The sequence below is a fragment of the Enterobacter sp. CPE_E1241 genome, from assembly GCF_045618265.1.
GTDB lineage: Bacteria > Pseudomonadota > Gammaproteobacteria > Enterobacterales > Enterobacteriaceae > Enterobacter > Enterobacter adelaidei.
Genome location: NZ_JBIWYV010000001.1, coordinates 850,638 through 872,707, shown reverse-complemented (window position 1 = coordinate 872,707; position 22,070 = coordinate 850,638). Strand labels below are relative to the sequence as shown.

The following is a 22,070-nucleotide window of genomic DNA, read 5'->3' as shown; positions in this document are numbered from 1 at the left end:
AGGTTCTGCGTTTAGTTGCCGCGCTCTAAAAGTACCTGGCGCTTAATCCTTTCGTTGCTGTATGCGGCGTAATGAACGTTCGCGACGCGATTGTTCACGGCTGCGGTCCAGCAAGATTTCCTCAATGAAAGCCAGATGTCGGTGCGACGCTTCGCGCGCCTGCTCCGGTTCCCCGGCCATTATCGCCTCGAATACTCGGGTGCGATGGTTGCTTACCAGTGGGAGCATGTCCCGACGGGCATACAACAATTCAAAATTCTGACGAACGTTCTGGGCCAGCATGGGCTCCATGCAGCGTAGCAGATGGAGGAGCACCACATTGTGGGCCGCTTCGGTGACGGCAATTTGATACTGGACGACGGCGCTGGACTCGGCGTCTAAATCGCCGGACTGCTGTGCCCGTTCAATGGCCTGATGCAGTTCGCGGATACGCACGCGATCTTCATCAGTGCTGCGAAGAGCGGCGTAATAGGCCGCAATACCTTCAAGCGCGTGACGGGTCTCAAGCAGGTCAAACTGGGATTCTGGGTGGTCAGAGAGAAGTTCTACCAGCGGATCGCTGAAGCTCTGCCACAGGCTGTTTTGCACAAAGGTTCCGCCGCCCTGGCGACGAAGCAGCAAGCCCTTTGCTTCGAGACGTTGAATCGCCTCACGCAGAGAAGGACGTGAAACGTCGAACTGTTTTGCCAGCTCGCGTTCTGGCGGAAGTTTCTCACCCGGGCGCAGAGTCCCTTCGAGGATTAAAAACTCCAGCTGCTGCTCAATCACATCAGATAGTTTTGGTTGGCGAATTTTGCTGTAGGCCATATTCCCTGTCTTACGCCTTTTTGCCCGGAGTCAATTGGTCTTACCAATTTCTATTTCGTATCGCTAAAGTAACAAAGTATTCACCTTCTGTCCATATTGGTTTTGATTGAAATCAGTAAACGCTGCACATTTTAACAACCTTACAGAAATAACGTTTCAGAAATGTAACTTTGCACAAATGAGTTGATTACTCACAAAGAGGGAGTTTTAACCATATTGAAACGAGGGTTTTTGCAATCTGAAGCGATTCAACAAAGCAAATAATGAAAATTAGCCCACTTATGGCGCATTTCTATTCTATAGGTTGGGGTAAGAAAGGTTCGCGGAGTGATTTACAAATGCTTTCTTTTTATTCAACTCGTCATCAGCCCTTCATAAAGCAGGTGCATTCGCAGGCACTTACCACTATTCTGGCGCTTACGGAAGTCATCTACGATTTTTTCGGTATCATTAACCGTAAAGAAATAAATACAGAAAACGGACATTCATAATTACACACGCCCAGCGTGAACATAACAACCACACACGAGGTTTCAAATGGAAGCTCAACAGCACGGCGATCAGCTAAAGCGCGGTCTGAAAAACCGCCACATTCAGCTCATCGCATTGGGTGGTGCTATCGGTACCGGCCTGTTTCTGGGAAGCGCATCCGTTATCCAGTCTGCCGGCCCTGGCATTATTTTGGGTTACGCTATCGCAGGTTTTATTGCTTTTCTGATCATGCGTCAGTTAGGTGAAATGGTCGTTGAAGAACCCGTTGCCGGTTCTTTCAGTCACTTTGCCTATAAGTACTGGGGGAGCTTCGCGGGCTTCGCCTCTGGCTGGAATTACTGGGTGCTGTACGTACTCGTTGCCATGGCTGAACTTACCGCTGTCGGTAAGTACATTCAGTTCTGGTACCCGGAGATCCCAACCTGGGCCTCTGCTGCAGCCTTCTTCGTCATCATTAACGCCATCAACCTGACCAACGTCAAAGTGTTCGGTGAGATGGAGTTCTGGTTTGCCATCATCAAAGTTATCGCCGTTGTGGCCATGATCATCTTCGGTGGCTGGCTGCTGTTCAGCGGTAACGGTGGCCCGCAGGCGACCGTACGTAACCTGTGGGAACAGGGCGGATTCCTGCCACACGGCATGAGCGGCCTGGTAATGATGATGGCAATCATCATGTTCTCCTTCGGAGGGCTGGAGCTGGTGGGCATCACTGCCGCTGAAGCCGACAACCCGGAGCAGAGCATCCCGAAAGCCACTAACCAGGTTATCTACCGTATTCTGATCTTCTATGTGGGTTCACTGGCTGTGCTGCTCTCCCTGCTGCCGTGGACGCGCGTGACCGCGGATACCAGCCCGTTTGTGCTGATCTTCCACGAGCTGGGCGATACCTTCGTGGCAAACGCCCTGAACATCGTGGTGCTGACTGCAGCGCTGTCCGTTTACAACAGCTGCGTATACTGCAACAGCCGTATGCTGTTTGGTCTGGCTCAGCAAGGTAACGCCCCGAAAGCCCTGCTCAACGTCGACAAACGTGGTGTGCCGGTAAACACCATTATCGTATCAGCCATTGTGACGGCGCTGTGTGTACTGATTAACTATCTGGCCCCGGAATCCGCCTTCGGACTGCTGATGGCACTGGTGGTTTCGGCTCTGGTTATCAACTGGGCGATGATCAGCCTGGCGCACATCAAGTTCCGCCGCGCCAAACAGCAGCAAGGTGTGACTACGCGTTTCCCGGCTCTGCTTTATCCGTTGGGTAACTGGGTGTGTCTGCTGTTCATGGCCGCAGTGCTGGTCATCATGCTGATCACCCCGGGAATGGCGATTTCCGTGTACCTGATCCCGGTCTGGATAGCGATCCTCGGCGTGGGTTATCTGGTTAAACAGAAAAACGGCAACGCGGTGAAAGCACACTAATCTGCCCTTCCACTCTGCACGCCTTTTCCGGTGTGCAGAGTGTTGTTACCTTCCTCACAAATTCCCGCCAACAGCAATTTTATCCATATCACCGACGCGATACTGCAACGCAAAAATTCCTTTGCCAGCAAATAATTCTCTCCATACCGCAATCTGGAGAGCAGTTAATGGATAACAGCAAACTGTCAGTAAAAGAAAAGATCGGCTATGGGATGGGAGACGCAGGATGCAACATCATCTTCGGCGCCATCATGTTGTTTGTTAACTATTTCTATACGGATATTTTTGGTCTGGCACCTGCGCTGGTCGGCGTATTGCTGTTGTCTGTTCGTGTCATTGATGCCGTAACAGATCCTATTATGGGTGCTATCGCTGACCGTACCCGCAGTAAATATGGGCGGTTTCGTCCATGGCTGCTGTGGATCGCCGTCCCCTATGCACTGTTCAGTATCCTGATGTTCACCACGCCAGAGTGGAGCTATAACAGCAAAGTTATCTATGCCTTTGTCACCTACTTCCTGCTGTCGCTGACCTACACCGCCATCAACATTCCGTACTGCTCGCTGGGTGGCGTGATTACTAACGACCCTAAAGAGCGCGTCGCCTGTCAGTCTTATCGCTTCGTGATGGTCGGTATTGCGACGCTGCTGCTGTCACTCACCTTGCTGCCGATGGCCGACTGGTTTGGTGGGGATAACAAAGCCAAAGGTTACCAGATGGCGATGACCGTACTGGCGCTGATTGGTACCTGTATGTTCCTGTTCTGCTTCGCCACCGTCCGCGAGCGTGTGCGCCCGGCGGTACAGACGCATGACGAATTGAAAAACGATCTGAAAGACGTGTGGAAGAACGATCAATGGGTGCGCATTCTGCTGTTAACCCTGTGCAACGTCTGTCCGGGTTTTATCCGCATGGCGGCGACCATGTATTACGTCACCTGGGTTATGGGCCAGAGCACCCACTTCGCCACGCTGTTTATCAGCCTCGGGGTGGTCGGCATGATGCTCGGCAGTATGCTGGCGAAAGTATTAACTGACCGCTGGTGTAAGCTGAAGGTGTTCTTCTGGACCAACATCGCGCTGGCAATTTTCTCCTGTGCATTCTATTTCTTCGACCCGAAAGCCACCGTCACCATCGTTGTGCTCTACTTCCTGCTGAATATCCTGCATCAAATCCCGTCGCCGCTGCACTGGTCGCTGATGGCTGATGTCGATGACTATGGCGAGTGGAAAACCGGAAAACGCATCACGGGTATCAGTTTCTCCGGCAACATCTTCTTCCTCAAGCTGGGGCTGGCGGTTGCCGGTGCAATGGTGGGCTTCCTGCTCTCCTGGTACGGTTACGATGCCGGTGCGAAAGCGCAGAGCGCGGACGCCATCAACGGTATTGTGCTGCTGTTCACGGTGATTCCGGGCGTTGGATATCTGATTACCGCGGGAGTGGTGCGTCTGCTGAAAGTGGACCGTGAAACCATGAAGCAGATCCAGTCCGATCTGCAAAAGCGTCGTAACAACTATCGCGAGCTGAACGATTATCCGGAACTCAAAGCCGCTGAGACAAAATAAGGAACGCCGAATGCAAACCTGGCCAAACCCGTTTATTGAGCAACGCGCCGATCCGTACATTTTGTACCACGCGGGGCAATACTATTTTATTGCCTCCGTGCCGCAGTATGACAGGCTGGCAATCCGCCGCGCAGATTCGCTGGAAGGGCTGCGCAGCGCCGACGAAGTAGTGGTGTGGCGTAAACCCGACACCGGCCCTATGAGCGAGTTAATATGGGCGCCGGAGCTGCATCATATTGACGGTAAGTGGTACATCTACTTTGCAGCGGCACACACTCAGGCGCTCGACAGGCTCGGCATGTTCCAGCACCGCATGTTTGTGCTGGAATGTACTGACCGCGATCCGCTCGCGGGCACGTGGGAGGAGAAAGGTCAGGTCATCACGCCATTTGACACCTTTGCGCTGGATGCCACCACTTTTGTGCACCAGGGGAAACGCTGGTATCTGTGGGCGCAAAAAGCCCCGGATATCTCCGGTAACTCCAACCTCTATCTGTGTGAAATGGAAAATCCGTGGACGCTAAAAGCCGAGGCGGTGATGCTCAGCAAGCCGGAGTATGACTGGGAGTGCCGTGGATTTTGGGTTAACGAAGGCCCGGCAGTACTGTTTCACGGCGACAAACTCTTCATCAGCTATTCCGCCAGCGCGACCGATGAGAACTACTGCATGGGTCTATTGTGGATCGATATGATCGCCGATCCGCAAAACCCGGCGAACTGGCAGAAATCTCATCGCCCGGTATTCACCACCAGCGATGAAAATCGCCAGTATGGCCCAGGGCACAACAGCTTTACGCAGACGCCGGATGGGGAAGATGTGCTGGTGTATCACGCACGTAACTACACCGAAATTGAAGGCGATCCGCTTTACGATCCGAACCGTCATACCCGCCTGAAGCTTGTCCGCTGGAAAGAAAACGGGATGCCTGATTTCGGCATCCCGCCTGCGGATACGCTTTAGTGTTTATGGCGCGCTGGCCTACACCAGCGTGCCGTAAATGGTCAGCAGCGCCACGACCACCACCACCACAAATGACGTTTTCTTCGCCATCGACACTGCGGCTTTTGGCGTTTCAATCTTATCGGTATGCGGCTCGCGCGCCAGAGAGAACTGAGCCAGACGCGTTAACACCTGGTACTGCGACGTATGGCGATCGGCAAGAGAAGCGAACCACGCAGGCAACGCTTTTTCACCGTGACCAATCAACGCATACACCACACCCACGAACCGCACCGGGAGCCAGTCAAGCACATGCAAAATGGCATCAATCCCAGACTGCAAGCGCTCATGCGGCGTCAGATAGCGGGCAAGCCAGGTCTGCCAGGCACGAAGAAAAGCATAACCCATCAGCAATACCGGTCCCCACGGGCCCCCCACCACAAACCAGAACAGCGGTGCCAGGTAGTAACGAAAGTTAATCCACAGAAGCGCGTTTTGCAGCTCACGTAAAAACTCACGTTCATCGCAATCCGGTGGCACCCCATGGATCATGGTCAGTTCGCTCGCCATCGCACTACGTGCATGGGCATCATCACGAGATGCCGCTTTAAGATAAGCGTGATAATGCAAACGCACCTTGCCCGCACCAATGCACAACACACCCAGCAGGATCCACACAACAAGTAGCGGCACGTTGAAAAAGAGTCCGTGCAGCGAGCGCAGCAGCAGAAACGTAATCACCATCACACCTGCCAGCATCAGCAGCGTGCGCAGCATGGAAAAGTGCTTAATCCGGCGGAAAAGCACCTCCAGCCGGTGATCCAGATGCCAGTGCTCGCCGAGTTTGAACAGGCGTTCGGCGATGATGACCAGCAGCATGGTAAACAACGTCATGTTATCTCCTTATTCTGACGGCGCAGTAAGCATGGCGCGAAACCGGGACCAGTCAAAGGCCGGGCCGGGATCGGTTTTTCTCGCCGGAGCGATATCACTGTGTCCCGTGATATTTTCGGCGATGGCCGGGTAGAGTCCAATAAGCGTTTTGGTTACAGCCACGAGCTGTTGATACTGTGAATCGGTATAGGGCACAGTATCAGTGCCTTCCAGTTCGATTCCTATAGAAAAATCGTTGCATCGTTCGCGCCCCTGGTACATCGACACCCCGGCATGCCAGGCGCGTTTATCAAAGGGAACATACTGAACGACTTCACCATCGCGACGAATCAGACAATGAGCCGACACGCGCAGATGTGCAATCTCAGCAAAGAAAGGATGGGCATCAGGATCTATCGTTCCTGTGAATAACGCATCGATCCACGGGCCGCCAAACTCACCCGGCGGGAGACTAATATTATGAACAACCAGCAGTGTGGGCTTTTCATCCTCCGGGCGGCAGTCGTGGTGCGGCGAGGGCACATGCCGCGCATCCACCAGCCATCCGTTTTCTAACAACATGCTGGAACTCCTTATGTATGGTGCTGTTACTCGGTTCAGAGTAGCATGTTTCAATATTATGATTCGTTACCAATTTGGAGTTTTATCATGCCGCCTCGCCGCTACAACCCCGACCACCGACGTGAAGCGCTTCTGGAACGTATTAATATGGATATTCCGGCAAGCGTTGCCCATGCTTTGAAAGAAGATCTGGGCGGTGACATCAATGCCGAAAAGGATATTACTGCCCAATTATTGCCAAAAGAAGCACGTTCGCACGCGGTCATTATCACTCGTGAAGATGGCGTTTTTTGCGGCAAGCGCTGGGTTGAAGAGGTCTTTACCCAACTGGCGGGGGATGATGTGCAGATCACCTGGCATGTTGAAGACGGCGATGCGATTACGGCAAACCAGCCGCTGTTTGAGCTGAATGGTCCTTCACGCGTTTTGCTCACCGGTGAACGAACCGCGCTTAACTTCGTCCAGACCTTATCCGGGGTGGCAAGTGAAGTACGCCGCTACGTTGACCTGCTTGTCTGCACCCGTACGCAGTTACTGGATACCCGCAAAACACTGCCGGGCCTGCGTACAGCGCTGAAATACGCGGTGCTCTGTGGCGGCGGCGCAAACCATCGGCTGGGGTTGTCAGACGCGTTCCTGATTAAAGAGAACCATATTATTGCCTCGGGTTCGGTGCGTCAGGCGGTTGAAAAAGCCTTCTGGCTGCACCCGGATGTCCCTGTCGAAGTGGAAGTCGAAAACCTGGAAGAACTTGTGCAGGCGATAAAAGCCGGAGCCGATATCATCATGCTCGATAACTTCGAAACCGAGCAGATGCGTGAGGCAGTAAAACTGACTAACGGACAGGCTCAGCTTGAGGTATCCGGCAACGTGACGTTCGATACTATCCGCGAATTCGCCGAGACCGGTGTTGATTACATCTCCGTCGGGGCGCTGACTAAACACGTGCGTGCCCTCGACCTCTCGATGCGCTTTAAATAGTGTCTTCTCCCCTCTCCGCCTGGAGAGGGGAATTTCAGCTCCGCTCGCAAATCCGTTGTCCCTCCCTGCAACATCAAATGAATTCTCTGAAGCCCCCTTCCCGTTCCCTTTTTTGTGCCTCGTACCTGCCCTTTTGCGCTGCCAGAGTAGCGCCATTCAACATAAGGAGCAGACATGGACAGACAACAGGGATTTACACTCATTGAGCTGATGGTGGTCATTGGCATTATTGCCATTCTGAGCGCCATCGGCGTACCCGCATACCAGAATTACCTGCGAAAAGCCGCGCTGACCGATATGCTGCAAACCTTCGTTCCCTACCGCACCGCCATTGAGCTTTGCGCACTGGATCATGGTGGGTTGGAACGTTGTGACGCGGGCAGTAACGGTATCCCTTCCCCTACCACAACGCGTTACGTCTCAGGAATGAGCGTGGCGAAAGGGATTGTGATCTTAACGGGACAAGAGAGTCTCAACGGGCTGGAGGTGGTCATGACGCCACAGTGGAACGACGGCAACGGCATGACGGGCTGGATGCGTGACTGCAACATCAGTGCTGACAGTACGCTTAAACAAGCTTGTGAAGATGTTTTCCGCTTCGACACTAACTGAGGAGCAGAGAATGAATACGGATCAACTCGTGGCACTCTGTCTGCGCCATCACGCTCTGCTGCTAACCAGCGATAGTGACATGATTAGCATCGCCGTCGTGGGAAACCCTGGCAATGAGTTAATGGAAGCCCTGCGTTTCGCGACCCAAAAACGGATTGATATCGAATGCTGGAGCACTGAGCGTATGGAAAAACACCGGCAGTTAACGTCACAATCGCATCTGCCTGTCGTTTCTCCATCACATTCAGCAGTGGATATCCTCAACCACACGCTGCAACAGGCGATAAACCAACGCGCATCAGACATTCATATTGAACCGATGGAGCACGCATGTCAGATCCGCTTACGTATTGACGGCGTACTGTGCCCGCAACCTCCGCTTTCTGCAGCACTGGCAACCCAGTTCAGCGCGCGTTTAAAAGTGTTAAGTAACCTGGATATTGCCGAGCGCCGTTTACCGCAGGACGGTCAGTTTACGATTGAGCTGGCAAATGAGCCGATCTCATTTCGAATCGCCACGCTTCCCTGCAGCGGTGGCGAGAAAATTGTGCTGCGCCTGTTGCATCAGGTTCAGCAGGCTCTTGAGCCGAAAGCACTTGGTATGAGTACTGAACAACTGACCTGCTTTAACGACGCTCTTCATCAGCCACAGGGGCTGATTCTGGTCACGGGTCCCACAGGCAGCGGCAAAACGGTGACGCTTTACAGTGCGTTGCAAGCGCGCAACACGCCGGATGTTAACATCTGTAGCGTGGAGGATCCCATTGAGATCCCCCTTGCGGGATTAAACCAGACGCAGATTAATCCCCGCGCGGGCTTAACATTTCAGAGCGTGCTGAGAGCGCTGCTACGTCAGGATCCTGACATCATTATGGTCGGCGAAATTCGTGATGGTGAAACGGCTGAGATTGCCATTAATGCCGCCCAGACCGGGCATCTGGTGTTATCGACGCTGCACACTAACTCAACAACAGAAGCCCTGACTCGCCTGGAGCAGATGGGCGTGGCGCGCTGGATGATATCTTCCGCACTCTCGATGGTGATTGCTCAGCGCCTGGTTCGTCGTCTGTGCCCACATTGTCGCCGGGAAGCCAGCGAGCACGCTGAATTACCTCGCTCAGTCTGGTGCAGACCGCTTCCACGCTGGCAACCCACAGGTTGCGATCGTTGCTATCACGGTTTCTATGGCCGCGTGGCCATTTTTGAAGTTCTTGCGATCGATAGTTTCCTGCGGCAGGCCATTGCCAGCGGCGCAGGAACCGAAGTGATAGAAGCAAGTGCCCGACAGGCAGGAATGCTTTCCCTGTTCGAACACGGCTGTATCGCGGTTGAACAGGGGCTGACCACGCTCGAAGAGTTGCTGCGCGTTCTGGGAATGCCCGATGGTTGCTAATCAACTCTGGCGCTGGCGAGCGCTTTCCATTGAAGGAGAGCCCCGGAGTGGAACACTCTGGGCGACAGACCGTAATGCGGCTTTCACCAGACTGATGCGTAACGAGTTGCATCCGCTGTCAGTGACCCGATGCTCACAGAAATACCGCTGGCGGCCACATCACTGCTACGAGATGTTTCGCCAGCTCGCGACTCTTCTGCAGGCTGGGCTGACATTGTCCCATAGTCTGCAAATGCTGGCGGACCAGCATCCATTAAAGCCCTGGCAGGCACTCCTGCAAAGCATTGCCGATGAACTTGGTGAAGGATGTCCTTTTTCTGAGGCACTAAAGCGATGGCCTGCGGTCTTTAGCCCATTGCATGTCTCGATGGTGAAAACCGGTGAACTAACAGGAAAACTGGAGGAGTGCTGCCGCCGGCTAGCACAGCAACAAAAGTCTCAGCAGCAGCTCAGTGCAAAAGTGAAAAAGGCACTGCGCTATCCGGTGATAATCCTGATGCTGGCTGTAATCGTCGTGCTGGCGATGGTCACTCTGGTCTTACCTGAATTTGCCGCTATCTACAGGACGTTTAATACCCCGCTCCCGAAACTGACACAGATTGTCATGGGGATGGCCGCCTTTATGCAGTCATATTTCCTCGCACTGTTCTCGGGACTGCTTGTACCTGTGGCTGCCGCCTGGATTCTGCGAAATGACCCTCGCTGGCAATGCATCTTGCTGCATACTCCCGTCATGGGCGCACTGGCAAAAGGCCAAAAACTGGGACAGATCTTTACCGTGCTGTCGCTTACACAACAGGCAGGCATCCCCTTTTTACAGGGCCTGGAGAGCGCAGAGGAGACCGTTGAAAGTTGTTACTGGCGGGGGATACTCCGCTGCGTTCGGGAGGACATTGAAAAAGGTCTCCCCATCTGGTCATCCTTCCAGAAGACGGCAATCTTTACCCCGCTGTGTATTCAGCTTTTACGAACCGGTGAAATGTCAGGTGCGTTGGACGTCATGCTGAAGAACCTTGCCCACCATCACACGGAGCAAACTTTCCAGCAGGCAGATAACCTGGCGGCACTTCTGGAGCCTTTGCTTCTGATTGTGACGGGAGTCATCATCGGCACACTGGTGGTGGCAATGTACTTGCCTATTTTCCATCTGGGGGATGCGATGAGTGCAGGATAATGCTGGCGCACGGGCATGCGCCAGCTGAAGCTATTACAGACTGTTGAACACGCGGTTTTCCTGCTCCTGAACGCGGATAAACGTAGTACGTTTCGTCAGCTCTTTCAGACGGGATGCCCCAACATAGGTGCAGGCTGAGCGTAAGCCGCCAAGGATATCGCGCGCAGTGTTTTCGACCGGGCCACGCAGTGGCAGCTTCACGGTTTTGCCTTCAGCCGCGCGGTATTTTGCTACGCCACCGACGTGACGGGTCATAGCAGATTCAGAGCTCATCCCGTAGAACAGCATAAATTTCTCGCCATTCTCTTCAACCACTGTGCCACCACTCTCTTCGTGGCCTGCCAGCATACCGCCGAGCATCACGAAGTCTGCGCCGCCGCCAAAGGCCTTCGCAACATCACCCGGCATGGTGCAACCACCATCGCTGATGATTTGGCCGCCCAGACCATGCGCAGCATCAGCGCACTCAATCACGGCGGAAAGCTGCGGATAACCGACACCGGTTTTAACGCGCGTGGTGCATACGGAACCCGGGCCAATGCCTACTTTCACAATGTCGGCACCGGAAAGGAGCAGCTCTTCACACATTTCGCCGGTCACCACGTTACCCGCGATGATGGTTTTGGTCGGCCAGGCTTCGCGAGCCTTGCTGACAAACTGCACGAAGTGCTCGGAATAACCGTTCGCCACATCAATACAGACGAAGTTTAGTGCTGGATTCGCATTCAGGATCTGTTTGGTCTTCTCAAAATCCGCATCGGATGTACCGGTAGAAACCATGACATGCTTAACCACATCGTCAGAAGCTGACGCAACAAATGCATTCCACTCTTCAGGAGTGTAGTGCTTATGCACAGCGGTGAGGACATCAAATTTTGCCAGCGCCGTTGCCATTTCAAATGTGCCCACAGTGTCCATGTTGGCAGCAATGATTGGCACACCAGACCAGGTCTGACCGGAATGTTTAAAGGTGAATTGACGTTCAAGTTCAACGTCTGAGCGACTTTTCAGTGTAGAGCGTTTAGGGCGGATAAGAACGTCTTTGAAACCTAACTTCAGATCTTCTTCAATACGCATGTGCGGATTCCTGGGGTTAGAGGCAAATATGTTAAAAGCACAACTCCAGTGACGTTATCATACGCACTAATACCTGCTCCGCAAGACTGCGAAATTCTCTTTTTTTACGCTACAATCCTATAAATTTACCTGGTAAAAAGCCGGTAAACGGGGCTAAACAGTTGCTGGGGCACCTAAGAGTTTTAATCAACTGATTTTAATAATGAATAATTCCCAGGATTTGATTTAATGGGGTATATCGTTGCATTAACCGGCGGCATCGGTAGTGGCAAAAGTACCGTTGCGGACGCTTTCTCTCGTCTGGGTATCACGATTATTGATGCCGATATCATTGCCCGCCAGGTGGTAGAGCCTAATACACCCGCGCTAAAGGCCATCGCAGAACATTTTGGTCAGGCAATCATCAATGCCGATGGCACTCTGAATCGCCGTCAGCTTCGCGAATGCATTTTTTCTGATTCTGCGGAAAAAGTCTGGCTTAATGCCTTGCTCCACCCCATTATCCACCAGGAAACCCAGCGTCAGATTGCCGCAGCCAGCTCACCCTATGTATTGTGGGTAGTTCCGTTACTGGTGGAAAATCAGTTGCAGAAAAAAGCCGACCGGGTGCTGGTGATTGATGTCTCTCCCGAAACGCAAATCCAGCGCACCATGATGCGCGACCGCGTCTCGCGTGAACATGCTGAACAAATTCTTGCCGCTCAGGCCACGCGCGATCAGCGCCTTGCCGTGGCGGATGATGTTATTGATAATAACGGCGCACCAGATGCCATTGCATCGGATGTTGCCCGTCTGCACGCGCAGTATCTGACGTTTGCCGCGCAGACCGTTGCACAGGAAAAACCATAATGTCGACTCACATCCTTTTTGAGCATCCGCTCAACGAAAAAATGCGTACCTGGTTACGCATCGAATTTCTCATTCAACAGCTTTCACAACATCTACCTGTCAACGATCATGCCACGGCGTTACACTTCTTCCGTAACGTGGGCGATCTACTGGATGTGATTGAACGCGGAGATGTCCGCACAGAATTGCTCAAAGAGCTGGAGCGCCAGCAACGTAAATTGCAGGCCTGGACTGAGGTCCCCGGTGTCGACCAAAGCCGTATCGACGATCTCCGCCAGCAGTTGAAAGCCAGCAGCACCCTTCTGATGGCCGCGCCACGTGTTGGACAATTTTTGCGTGAAGACCGCCTGATTGGCCTGGTACGCCAGCGTCTGAGCATCCCAGGAGGTTGCTGTAGTTTCGATCTCCCGACGCTTCATATGTGGCTGCATATGCCGCAAGCTCAACGTGATGCACAGGTGAATAGCTGGCTGGCGAGTCTGGAGCCGATGCATCAGACGCTGTCGCTTATCCTCGATCTGATCCGTAACTCAGCCCCATTCCGTAAGCAAACCAGCCTGAACGGTTTCTACCAGGATAACGGTGATGATGCCGATCTTCTGCGCCTGAACTTATCGCTTGGCGAACAGCTTTACCCACAAATTTCCGGACATAAAAGTCGTTTCGCCATTCGCTTTATGCCACTCGACAGTGAAAATGGCACCGTGCCAGAACGTCTCGATTTTGAACTGGCCTGTTGTTGAGGAGTACCGATGTCTGACGTAACCACCGTAAACTGCCCGACCTGTGGCAAAACCGTTGTCTGGGGCGAAATGAGCCCATTCCGCCCATTCTGCTGTAAACGCTGTCAGTTGATTGATCTGGGAGAATGGGCAGCGGAGGAGAAACGCATTCCGAGTGAAGGCGATCTCACGGATAGCGATGACTGGAGCGAGAACCAGCAGTAACGTATAAAGCCTGCTGGCGCTTCGCTTAGCAGGCCTACCTGTTTGCCACTAATCGGCGGATCACAGGCTCATTAGCCGGTGGGAATTTTTCGGCATCACTTACCTGAAGTTCAACCCAATTACCCGGTTGTCCCTCTTTCCCCCAGGGTTCACCTTCCCAGCTTTCTACCAGCCAGAACCACAGCGTGATGTGCCTGTCCGGAAACTGGTATTCGAGCTTATCAAACAGCGTTGCGCCAAGTGGAGTAATCCCCACCTCTTCCTGCAGTTCGCGAACCAGCGCCTCTTCCGGCGTTTCACCTGATTCGATTTTCCCCCCCGGAAACTCCCATTTGTTCGCCATATGGGCGTCAGCCGCGCGCTGGGTAATGAAGATTTGGTTTTGCGGGTTGCGAATAATCCCGACGGCAATTTGCAGTATTTTCATAGTGTCACTTCCATAAAAAAGGCGCAGATGTCTGCGCCTTTTTGCTTTTTCATGAACTTAGTTCAGACGGCCGTGGCACGCCTTGTATTTTTTACCGGAACCACATGGGCACGGATCGTTACGGCCCACTTTACGATCGCCTGTCTGCGCTGCGATCGCCGCTGCGGCTTCACTGTCATCAGTCTGGTGGCTCAGCTGTTGCATCTGTGCCAGACGCTCAGCTTCTTCGCGACGCTGCTGCTCCATCGCTTCCACTTCTTCCGGCATACGCACCTGAACCTTGCTCAGGGTGCTGATCACTTCATATTTCAGTGACTCCAGCATCGACGCAAACATCGAGAAGGATTCACGCTTATATTCCTGCTTCGGATCTTTCTGCGCATAGCCACGCAGGTGGATACCCTGACGCAGGTAGTCCATCGCCGCCAGGTGCTCTTTCCACAGTGAGTCCAGGGTCTGCAGCATCACACCTTTTTCGAAGTGACGCATCATCTCAGCACCAACGACTTCTTCCTTACGCTTGTAGACATCCAGCGCAGTTTCGTAAATACGTTCGCGCAGCGTCTCTTCATGCAGCTCAGGCTCTTTGTCCAGCCACTCTTTGATTGGCAGATCGAGGTCAAAGTCGTTTTTCAGACGTTCCTGGAGACCTTCGATATCCCACATCTCTTCCAGAGACTGCGGTGGAATATGCGCGTCGATAGTCGCTTTGAATACGTCTTCGCGAATGCTGTTAATGGTTTCGCTCACGTCAGACACGTCCAGCAGTTCGTTACGCTGGGTGTAGATCGCACGACGCTGATCGTTAGCCACATCATCATATTCCAGCAGCTGCTTACGAATATCAAAGTTGCGGCTTTCCACTTTACGCTGCGCGTTTGCAATCGCTTTAGTGACCCACGGGTGCTCGATGGCTTCGCCTGGTTTCATGCCCAGCTTACGCATCATGCCGGATACACGGTCAGAGGCGAAAATACGCATCAGCGCATCTTCCATAGACAGGTAGAAGCGGGAAGAACCGGCATCACCCTGACGACCCGCACGACCACGCAGCTGGTTATCAATACGACGAGATTCGTGACGCTCGGTACCGATAATGTGCAAACCACCGGATGCCAGAACCGCGTCATGACGAACCTGCCAGTCGGCTTTGATCTGCGCAATCTGTTCTGGCGTTGGGTTTTCCAGTTCAGCCACTTCAGCCTGCCAGCTACCGCCCAGCATAATATCGGTACCACGGCCCGCCATGTTGGTGGCAATGGTCACGGCAGCCGGATAACCCGCCTGCGCAACGATATCTGCTTCTTTGGCGTGGAATTTAGCGTTCAGAACGTTGTGTTTGATACCCGCTTTAGTCAGCTCGTGAGAAACCACTTCGGATTTCTCGATGGAGATGGTCCCTACCAGAACCGGCTGACCATTCGCAGTACGATCGCGAATATCTTCGATGATCGCCTGAATTTTTTCCGCTTCAGTCATGTACACCAGGTCCGGCATATCCTTACGGATCATTGGACGGTTGGTTGGCACCACCACGGTATCCAGCTTATAGATGGAGCTGAATTCAAACGCTTCGGTATCGGCAGTACCGGTCATGCCCGCCAGCTTCTCGTACAGACGGAAGTAGTTCTGGAAGGTGATAGACGCCAGCGTCTGGTTTTCATTCTGAATATCCACACCTTCTTTGGCTTCCACAGCCTGGTGCAGGCCATCAGACCAGCGACGCCCCTGCATGGTACGGCCGGTGTGTTCATCGACGATGATCACTTCGCCGTCTTTTACGATGTAGTCGACGTCGCGGGTAAACAAGGCATGGGCACGCAGGGCTGCGGTCACGTGGTGCATCAGCATGATGTTGCTCGGAGAGTACAGAGACTCTCCCTCTTCCATGATGCCTTCAGCGACCAGCAGTTCTTCAATTTTCACCAGACCACGCTCGGTCAGGTTCACCTGGCGCGCTTTTTCATCAACGGAGAAGTGGCCTTCACCCTGGAAGGTATCGGAGTCTTCTTTCTCCTGACGCAGCAGGTGTGGAATGATTTTGTCGACTTTACGGTACATCTCAGAGCTGTCTTCAGCCGGGCCGGAGATAATCAGCGGAGTACGCGCTTCATCGATCAGGATGGAGTCCACCTCATCCACCAGAGCATAGTGCAGCTTACGCTGTACGCGCTCTTCCGGGCTGAACGCCATGTTGTCACGCAGGTAGTCGAAACCGTATTCGTTGTTCGTACCGTAGGTAATATCCGCGTTATACGCTTCACGCTTGGCTGGCGCAGGCAGACCAGACATGTTGATGCCGACAGTCATACCGAGGAATTCGAACAGTGGACGGTTGTTTTCGGCGTCACGCTGTGCCAGATAGTCGTTGACGGTGACGACGTGAACGCCTTTACCGGTCAGCGCGTTCAGGTATGCCGGCAGCGTTGCGGTCAGGGTTTTACCTTCACCGGTACGCATTTCCGCGATGCAGCGTTCGTTGAGCACCATACCACCCAGCAGCTGAACATCGAAGTGACGCATGCCGAACACACGCTTGCTCGCTTCACGGACCACGGCGAAAGCTTCCGGGATCAGGCTTTCTAAGGTTTCACCTTTTTCCAGACGCGCACGGAATTCCGCCGTTTTGGCTTTCAGCTCGTCATCAGAGAGCTTCTCCATCGCCGGTTCCATGCCATTGATGACTGCGACGGCTTTGCGCATACGGCGCAGGGTACGATCGTTACGACTACCGAAAACTTTGGTTAATAATTTGATTAGCATAATAAATTCTCAAACGCCCCATCGTGGGCAGATAAATTAAGGTATTGAAAAAGTTAATTTAACTGAGGCGTTGAGGCCCGGCGCGAATACCGTGAACCTGGCTAATCCATGTTGAAACGGAGAATGAGGCAGGAGGAACGAACGCGAATCGCGCCGTCTGACGCACCATGACCGGTGGCTGGCTATCCTGAGTGAGCAGCGCATTAAGCGTATCGAGCAGGGCAAGATGCTGAGCCTGCTCCGGCCGCGCCGTTTCAGCAACAGGCATTGCCTGCGGTGCCATCGCAAATGACAAATGGCGGATAACCGTGCGAATGGCGTGCTGGTGCCAGTAATCTACTGAGAAATTAGGGCGGCGACTGGCTTCAAGCCACGCGAGGTTCGTAAAATTAACCCGCGTATTGAGATCGTGTTTGGTTGTGGAGGTTTTCGGCGGTGTCGCTGCTTCAGCACTGTTACTGAGCGCAGGCAAGCCGAGACTCGCCGCGACCATCCCTAATAAGAGATGCGGCCAGAAGTAACGTCTGCCAAATTGTCGCCAGCGCGTCAGTATTCCGCTCACTTGCTCCACCACATAAGTCAGCCTTTACAAGCTGAAGTCAGTTATTCTTTTAAGCGCCCAGATATTACCACTAAAGCCAATACACAGCAGCAGGAATGACATGCTACTGCGGGGAAAAACGGTCAAGAATACAGCTAACGCACAGATTTTCAACGTATGGCAACGGGTTGAGGGACTGAGGGCAAAAATGAAGATAGGTATAAATAAAAACGACTGGTTCCCCTGGTCGGAGAGAGTACCAGGTTAACCAGTCGATTTTTTACGAAACGGCTTGTACCGTTACGCCAGAACCGTGCTTGGTGCTTTGAACGCCAGAGGCAGCTCTGCTTCGTCTTCGAAGGTCACATATTCCCAGGCTTCCTGTTTTGCCAGGACGGCCTGCAACAGTTTGTTGTTCAGCGCATGACCGGATTTGAACGCGGTAAATGCACCAATGATGTTGTGACCACACATGAACAGGTCGCCAATAGCGTCCAGCATTTTGTGACGAACGAATTCATCTTCGAAACGCAGGCCGTCTTCGTTCAGTACGCGATAATCGTCAACAACGATGGCACAATCGAAGCTGCCGCCCAGGCACAGGCCGCGGGACTGCAGATATTCGATATCACGCATGAAGCCAAATGTACGGGCACGGCTGATCTGGCGCATGAATGCATCAGCAGAGAAGTTCATCGCATAGCGTTGGGTGCTGGAATCAATCGCCGGATGGTTAAAGTCGATGGTAAAGTCCAACGAGAAACCATTGTACGGTTTGAATTCAGCCCACTTGTCGCCATCTTCGACACGAACGGTCTCTTTGATGCGAACAAATTTCTTCGCGCAGTTCAGTTCTTCGATGCCAGCATCCAGCAACAGATAAACGAACGGAGCAGCACTACCATCCATAATCGGGATTTCTGGCGCATCGACTTCAACAATAATGTTGTCGATACCCAGACCCGCCAGGGCGGCGTTCAGGTGCTCTACGGTAGAAATCCGCACGTCATGCTCGTTCACCAGACAAGTACAGAGCATAGTATCACGCACAGATTTGGCATCGGCCGGAAAATCTACCGGTGGATTCAAGTCGGTGCGACGATAGATGACCCCGGTATTGGCCGGCGCAGGGCGTAACGTCAGTGTGACTTTTTTGCCGGTATGTAAACCGACGCCAGTCGCCTGAACGATACGTTTAAGTGTCCTTTGTTTGATCATCGTATAATCTCGCCAAATTAACTATCCAACCGAGAGTGTATATCACTAACGGTGGGCCAGTTTAGCACAAAGAGCGCAAATCCCCAAATTCCAGCCAATTCTTAGTCAGCTTGCTTACGCAGGAATGCCGGGATATCCAGATAATCTGGCTCTTTCGCGGTTTGCGGTGTTGGGTCATTAACCACTTTCGCGGCCGGCTTCTGCTCCTGAGTCAGAGGAGACATACCGTGCTGCTGGTAACGGTCCATTACCGGTTGCTGAGTCTGTTTGTTAGTCACCAGCGTGATTTCAGGACGCTTGTCCATACCGATACCGGTGGCAACCACAGTCACGCGGAGTTCGTCGTTCATTTCCGGATCAAGGGAAGTACCGATTACCACGGTCGCATTGTCAGAGGCGAACGCACGAATGGTGTTACCCACGGTTTCGAACTCATCCAGACGCAGGTCAAAGCCAGCGGTAATGTTGACCAGCACGCCGCGCGCACCAGACAGGTCGATATCTTCCAGCAGTGGAGAAGAGATAGCCATTTCAGCCGCTTCTTCTGCACGGTCTTCACCGCTCGCCACGCCAGAGCCCATCATCGCGTAGCCCATTTCGGACATCACGGTGCGAACGTCTGCAAAGTCAACGTTCATCAGGCCAGGACGGGTGATCAGTTCGGCGATACCCTGAACCGCGCCTTTCAGCACGTCGTTTGCTGCGCCAAAGGCGTCCAGCAGGGAGATACCGCGACCCAGAACTTTCAACAGCTTGTCGTTCGGGATGGTGATCAGAGAGTCCACATGTTTGGACAGCTCGGTGATACCCTGCTCCGCAAAGGCCATGCGCTTCTTGCCTTCAAAGTTGAAAGGCTTGGTCACAACAGCAACGGTCAGGATACCTAAATCTTTCGCAACTTCAGCCACAACAGGAGCTGCACCAGTACCGGTACCACCGCCCATGCCTGCTGCGATGAAGACCATGTCCGCACCTTCCAGTGCAGCACGCAGGGCTTCACGATCTTCTTCAGCCGCATTGCGACCGACTTCCGGGTTAGCCCCAGCGCCCAGCCCTTTGGTGATACCACCGCCGATCTGGATAGTCTGGCCAACAGCCGTTTTACGCAGTGCCTGCGCATCGGTGTTAACCGCAAAGAATTCAACGCCTTCAATGCGCTCGCGCACCATATGCTCTACGGCGTTACCGCCGCCGCCACCGACGCCGATGACTTTAATCACCGCGTCGTTGGTCAGTTCCATAGGTTCAAACATAATTTCTCTCTCCGTTGTGCCTGTCGCCCGAGACCGCTAATTCTCTCCGGTCTCTTAAAAAAATTAAAACTCTTTTCGCAACCAGTTGTTCAGTCGTTTGACCCACGACCCCACTGAGACGCGTTTTTCCACTTCTGCTTCGCCACTGAGATGAGATTCTTTCCCGTAGTGAAGCAGGCCCACAGCCGTTGAATAATAAGGCTCCTGAGCATAATCCGTTAAACCGGTGATATTCAGTGGCGCACCAATACGCACCTGCGTATGGAACACGCGCTGAGCACAGGCTGCAAGACCTTCAATTTGCGCTGCACCGCCGGTTAATACAATCCCCGCCGCGAGATGATGCTTAACACCCTGCTGACGAAGCTGTTCCTGTAACTGTAAAATCTCTTCGTTGACGAGATTGAGCAGCTCGGTATAGCGCGGCTCGATCACCTCTGCCAGCGTCTGGCGTTGCAGACTGCGCGGTGGACGACCACCTACGCTTGGCACTTCAACGCTCTCATCTTTCCCAACGATAGACCCCAGCGCACAACCATGGCGCACTTTAATCGCTTCTGCATCGCTCGGTGGCGTACCAAAAGCGTAAGCAATATCGCTGGTCACAACATTCCCTGCGTAAGGGATCACTTTGGTGTGGCGCAGAGCACCGCCGGTATATACGGCCATGTCCATTGTACCACCACCAATATCGACCACACAGACGCCCAGTTCACGTTCATCTTCGGTCAGCACGGAATAACTTGCCGCCAGACCGGCGAAAATAAGTTGGTCAACTTTCAGGCCACAACGTTCAACAGCTTTTACAATGTTCTTCGCCATATCGTTGTGACATGTGATCAGGTGCACTTTTGCCTGCATACGCACGCCAGAAAGACCTACCGGGTTCTTGATACCCTCCTGGTAGTCGATGGCATATTCCTGCGGGATCACATGCAGTACACGATGCTCATCGCGGACACGCACGGATTTCGCCGTATGCACAACGTTTTCAACGTCTTCCTGTGTTACTTCTTCTTCAGAAATCGGAACCATACCGATTTCGTTCTGGCAGCTAATATGCTTACCAGAAAGGGCCAGATAGACAGAAGAAATCTGGCAATCTGCCATCAATTCAGCCTGATCGATGGCGCGCTGTACGCATTTCACCACCGATTCAAGATCGTTTACCCCACCTTTATCCATACCACGGGACGGGCAACTGCCCACGCCAATGATATTGACCATACCGTCGGGCAGAACTTCCCCTACTAAAGCGGCAACCTTCGCGGTGCCAATCTCCAGTCCAACTACCAGTTTTCTGTCCGTCGCCTTGATCATTGTTGTTCTGCCTGTACCTGTGCCTGATTCTGTTGCTGATTAGGTTCCTCGACCGGAGCCGGTACCCAACCGACTGCTGCGCCTGAGTCATAGCGCAAATCAACGTAGCTTATCCGTTTGCCGTCAGTCTGTGCCTGCTGCTGTAAAACCGGGTAAAGTTCTACAAAACGCGCCAGACGCTTCATTGTGTCGCCGCGCCCCAGGTTAAGCTTTATGCCGTTCGTTAACGTCAACTGCCAGGAGCGGCGTGCCGTCATGGCAGCATCTTTTAACGTGAACCTGTCTTTCGCCAGCACCTGTCCCATTTCGCGAAAACCCTGTAACACTTCATTTTCGCTACCTTCAGGGCCATACAACATCGGTAGATTTTGCTTGTTAACACGATCGGTCGGGACGCTGAAGGAATTTCCGTCTACGTCAACCATGTGCTGATCATTCCAACGCGCAATGGGCACATATTCAACCAGATGAATCTTCAATTCATCAGGCCATTGCTTTCTTACACTCGCCTGTTTTATCCACGGCAGACGTTCAATCTGGCTCTGGATAATATTGACGTCCTGAGTCATAAAGGTGCCAGGCGATCCCAGCGCCAGAATTGACTGGCGAATATCATCGTTTCGCGTGTAGTGACGTTCACCGGTGACCACCAGCTTAGAAAGCGGTAACCGTTGTGCGTCTTCCATCCAGCCCAGGACCATCCAGCCGCTGATAAACACGGTGCACAGCACCCCGAGCAGGAAAATAATCCCTGCAAGACGCGTTCCATTACTCCGGCGTGAAGAAGTGTATTCTTCTTCGTCATCGCGGTTGCGTGTGTTCAATGCAGCCTGAGACATA

At 53.1% G+C, this 22,070-nt stretch carries 21 protein-coding genes; 10 read left to right on the top strand and 11 right to left on the bottom strand.

Going from position 1 to position 22,070, the window contains the following annotated elements; translation table 11 throughout:
- Positions 1-42: 42 nt before the first annotated feature.
- Positions 43-807 carry a pyruvate dehydrogenase complex transcriptional repressor PdhR gene (gene pdhR / locus ACJ9Y9_RS04220; protein ID WP_008501960.1) on the bottom strand — a complete coding sequence of 255 codons (765 nt, stop codon included), beginning with the start codon at positions 805-807 and terminating at the stop codon, positions 43-45.
- Between the two features lie 537 nt (positions 808-1,344).
- Here pdhR and aroP point away from each other — a divergent pair.
- The 3 genes from aroP (at position 1,345) to ACJ9Y9_RS04205 (ending at position 5,241) form a co-directional block, all read left to right on the top strand.
- Positions 1,345-2,715, top strand: coding sequence for an aromatic amino acid transporter AroP (gene aroP / locus ACJ9Y9_RS04215; protein WP_028016703.1), 1,371 nt, complete (start codon positions 1,345-1,347; stop codon positions 2,713-2,715).
- Between the two features lie 167 nt (positions 2,716-2,882).
- Positions 2,883-4,280 (top strand): glycoside-pentoside-hexuronide (GPH):cation symporter, encoded by a 1,398-nt coding sequence (locus tag ACJ9Y9_RS04210; RefSeq protein WP_028016702.1) that lies wholly within the window; start codon positions 2,883-2,885, stop codon positions 4,278-4,280.
- 10 nt (positions 4,281-4,290) lie between these two features.
- Complete coding sequence (locus ACJ9Y9_RS04205; RefSeq protein ID WP_028016701.1) at positions 4,291-5,241, top strand: family 43 glycosylhydrolase; 951 nt, start codon at positions 4,291-4,293, stop codon at positions 5,239-5,241.
- An 18-nt stretch (positions 5,242-5,259) separates the two neighbouring features.
- Here ACJ9Y9_RS04205 and ampE read toward each other — a convergent pair whose 3' ends face one another.
- Entirely contained in the window at positions 5,260-6,114 is an 855-nt protein-coding gene (gene ampE, locus ACJ9Y9_RS04200; protein WP_028016700.1) for a beta-lactamase regulator AmpE, read from the bottom strand.
- Positions 6,115-6,123: 9 nt separating this feature from the next.
- A complete protein-coding gene (gene ampD / locus ACJ9Y9_RS04195) occupies positions 6,124-6,675 on the bottom strand; it encodes a 1,6-anhydro-N-acetylmuramyl-L-alanine amidase AmpD (protein WP_028016699.1) in 552 nt (183 codons plus the stop codon).
- Between the two features lie 87 nt (positions 6,676-6,762).
- Between ampD and nadC the strand changes: the two genes are divergently transcribed.
- The 4 genes from nadC to hofC all read left to right on the top strand — a co-directional run bounded on the left by nadC (position 6,763) and on the right by hofC (position 10,835).
- Positions 6,763-7,656 carry a carboxylating nicotinate-nucleotide diphosphorylase gene (gene nadC / locus ACJ9Y9_RS04190; protein ID WP_407226069.1) on the top strand — a complete coding sequence of 298 codons (894 nt, stop codon included), beginning with the start codon at positions 6,763-6,765 and terminating at the stop codon, positions 7,654-7,656.
- Between the two features lie 174 nt (positions 7,657-7,830).
- Positions 7,831-8,268, top strand: a complete 438-nt coding sequence (gene ppdD, locus ACJ9Y9_RS04185; protein WP_028016697.1) for a prepilin peptidase-dependent pilin — start codon at positions 7,831-7,833, stop codon at positions 8,266-8,268.
- Between the two features lie 10 nt (positions 8,269-8,278).
- Positions 8,279-9,661: a type II secretion system protein GspE gene (gspE, locus tag ACJ9Y9_RS04180; protein WP_028016696.1), complete on the top strand. Its 1,383-nt coding sequence runs from the start codon at positions 8,279-8,281 to the stop codon at positions 9,659-9,661.
- Positions 9,651-10,835, top strand: a complete 1,185-nt coding sequence (gene hofC, locus ACJ9Y9_RS04175; RefSeq protein WP_028016695.1) for a protein transport protein HofC — start codon at positions 9,651-9,653, stop codon at positions 10,833-10,835. Before gspE ends, hofC begins: the two co-directional genes overlap by 11 nt.
- A gap of 33 nt (positions 10,836-10,868) precedes the next feature.
- Here the strand turns inward: hofC and ACJ9Y9_RS04170 are convergent, their stop codons facing one another.
- On the bottom strand, positions 10,869-11,912 hold the full coding sequence (locus tag ACJ9Y9_RS04170) for a GMP reductase (RefSeq protein WP_028016694.1): 1,044 nt from the start codon (positions 11,910-11,912) through the stop codon (positions 10,869-10,871).
- Positions 11,913-12,140: 228 nt separating this feature from the next.
- On the opposite strand from ACJ9Y9_RS04170, the gene coaE reads away from it, so the two are divergent.
- From coaE to yacG, 3 genes are read left to right on the top strand one after another with little or no spacing between them, the layout of a single operon-like run.
- Complete coding sequence (gene coaE / locus ACJ9Y9_RS04165; protein ID WP_028016693.1) at positions 12,141-12,761, top strand: dephospho-CoA kinase; 621 nt, start codon at positions 12,141-12,143, stop codon at positions 12,759-12,761.
- The gene (gene zapD, locus ACJ9Y9_RS04160; protein ID WP_028016692.1) at positions 12,761-13,504 is read left to right on the top strand and encodes a cell division protein ZapD; all 744 of its coding nucleotides are present in this window, start codon (positions 12,761-12,763) and stop codon (positions 13,502-13,504) included. The genes coaE and zapD overlap by 1 nt, the downstream gene beginning before the upstream one ends.
- Positions 13,505-13,513: 9 nt before the next feature.
- Complete coding sequence (gene yacG / locus ACJ9Y9_RS04155; protein WP_028016691.1) at positions 13,514-13,708, top strand: DNA gyrase inhibitor YacG; 195 nt, start codon at positions 13,514-13,516, stop codon at positions 13,706-13,708.
- A gap of 34 nt (positions 13,709-13,742) precedes the next feature.
- On the opposite strand, the gene mutT is transcribed toward yacG, so the two are convergent.
- The 7 genes from mutT to ftsQ all read right to left on the bottom strand — a co-directional run bounded on the left by mutT (position 13,743) and on the right by ftsQ (position 22,069).
- On the bottom strand, positions 13,743-14,135 hold the full coding sequence (gene mutT, locus ACJ9Y9_RS04150; RefSeq protein WP_028016690.1) for an 8-oxo-dGTP diphosphatase MutT: 393 nt from the start codon (positions 14,133-14,135) through the stop codon (positions 13,743-13,745).
- Positions 14,136-14,192: 57 nt separating this feature from the next.
- Positions 14,193-16,898 carry a preprotein translocase subunit SecA gene (secA, locus tag ACJ9Y9_RS04145; RefSeq protein ID WP_028016689.1) on the bottom strand — a complete coding sequence of 902 codons (2,706 nt, stop codon included), beginning with the start codon at positions 16,896-16,898 and terminating at the stop codon, positions 14,193-14,195.
- A 58-nt stretch (positions 16,899-16,956) separates the two neighbouring features.
- Positions 16,957-17,460 (bottom strand): secA translation cis-regulator SecM, encoded by a 504-nt coding sequence (gene secM / locus ACJ9Y9_RS04140; RefSeq protein ID WP_075204721.1) that lies wholly within the window; start codon positions 17,458-17,460, stop codon positions 16,957-16,959.
- 279 nt (positions 17,461-17,739) lie between these two features.
- Positions 17,740-18,657, bottom strand: coding sequence for a UDP-3-O-acyl-N-acetylglucosamine deacetylase (gene lpxC / locus ACJ9Y9_RS04135; protein WP_028016687.1), 918 nt, complete (start codon positions 18,655-18,657; stop codon positions 17,740-17,742).
- A gap of 101 nt (positions 18,658-18,758) precedes the next feature.
- A complete protein-coding gene (gene ftsZ / locus ACJ9Y9_RS04130) occupies positions 18,759-19,910 on the bottom strand; it encodes a cell division protein FtsZ (protein WP_008501978.1) in 1,152 nt (383 codons plus the stop codon).
- Positions 19,911-19,973: 63 nt separating this feature from the next.
- Positions 19,974-21,230 carry a cell division protein FtsA gene (gene ftsA, locus ACJ9Y9_RS04125; protein WP_006173845.1) on the bottom strand — a complete coding sequence of 419 codons (1,257 nt, stop codon included), beginning with the start codon at positions 21,228-21,230 and terminating at the stop codon, positions 19,974-19,976.
- Complete coding sequence (gene ftsQ / locus ACJ9Y9_RS04120) at positions 21,227-22,069, bottom strand: cell division protein FtsQ (protein ID WP_008501979.1); 843 nt, start codon at positions 22,067-22,069, stop codon at positions 21,227-21,229. Before ftsQ ends, ftsA begins: the two co-directional genes overlap by 4 nt.
- Position 22,070: the final 1 nt, after the last annotated feature.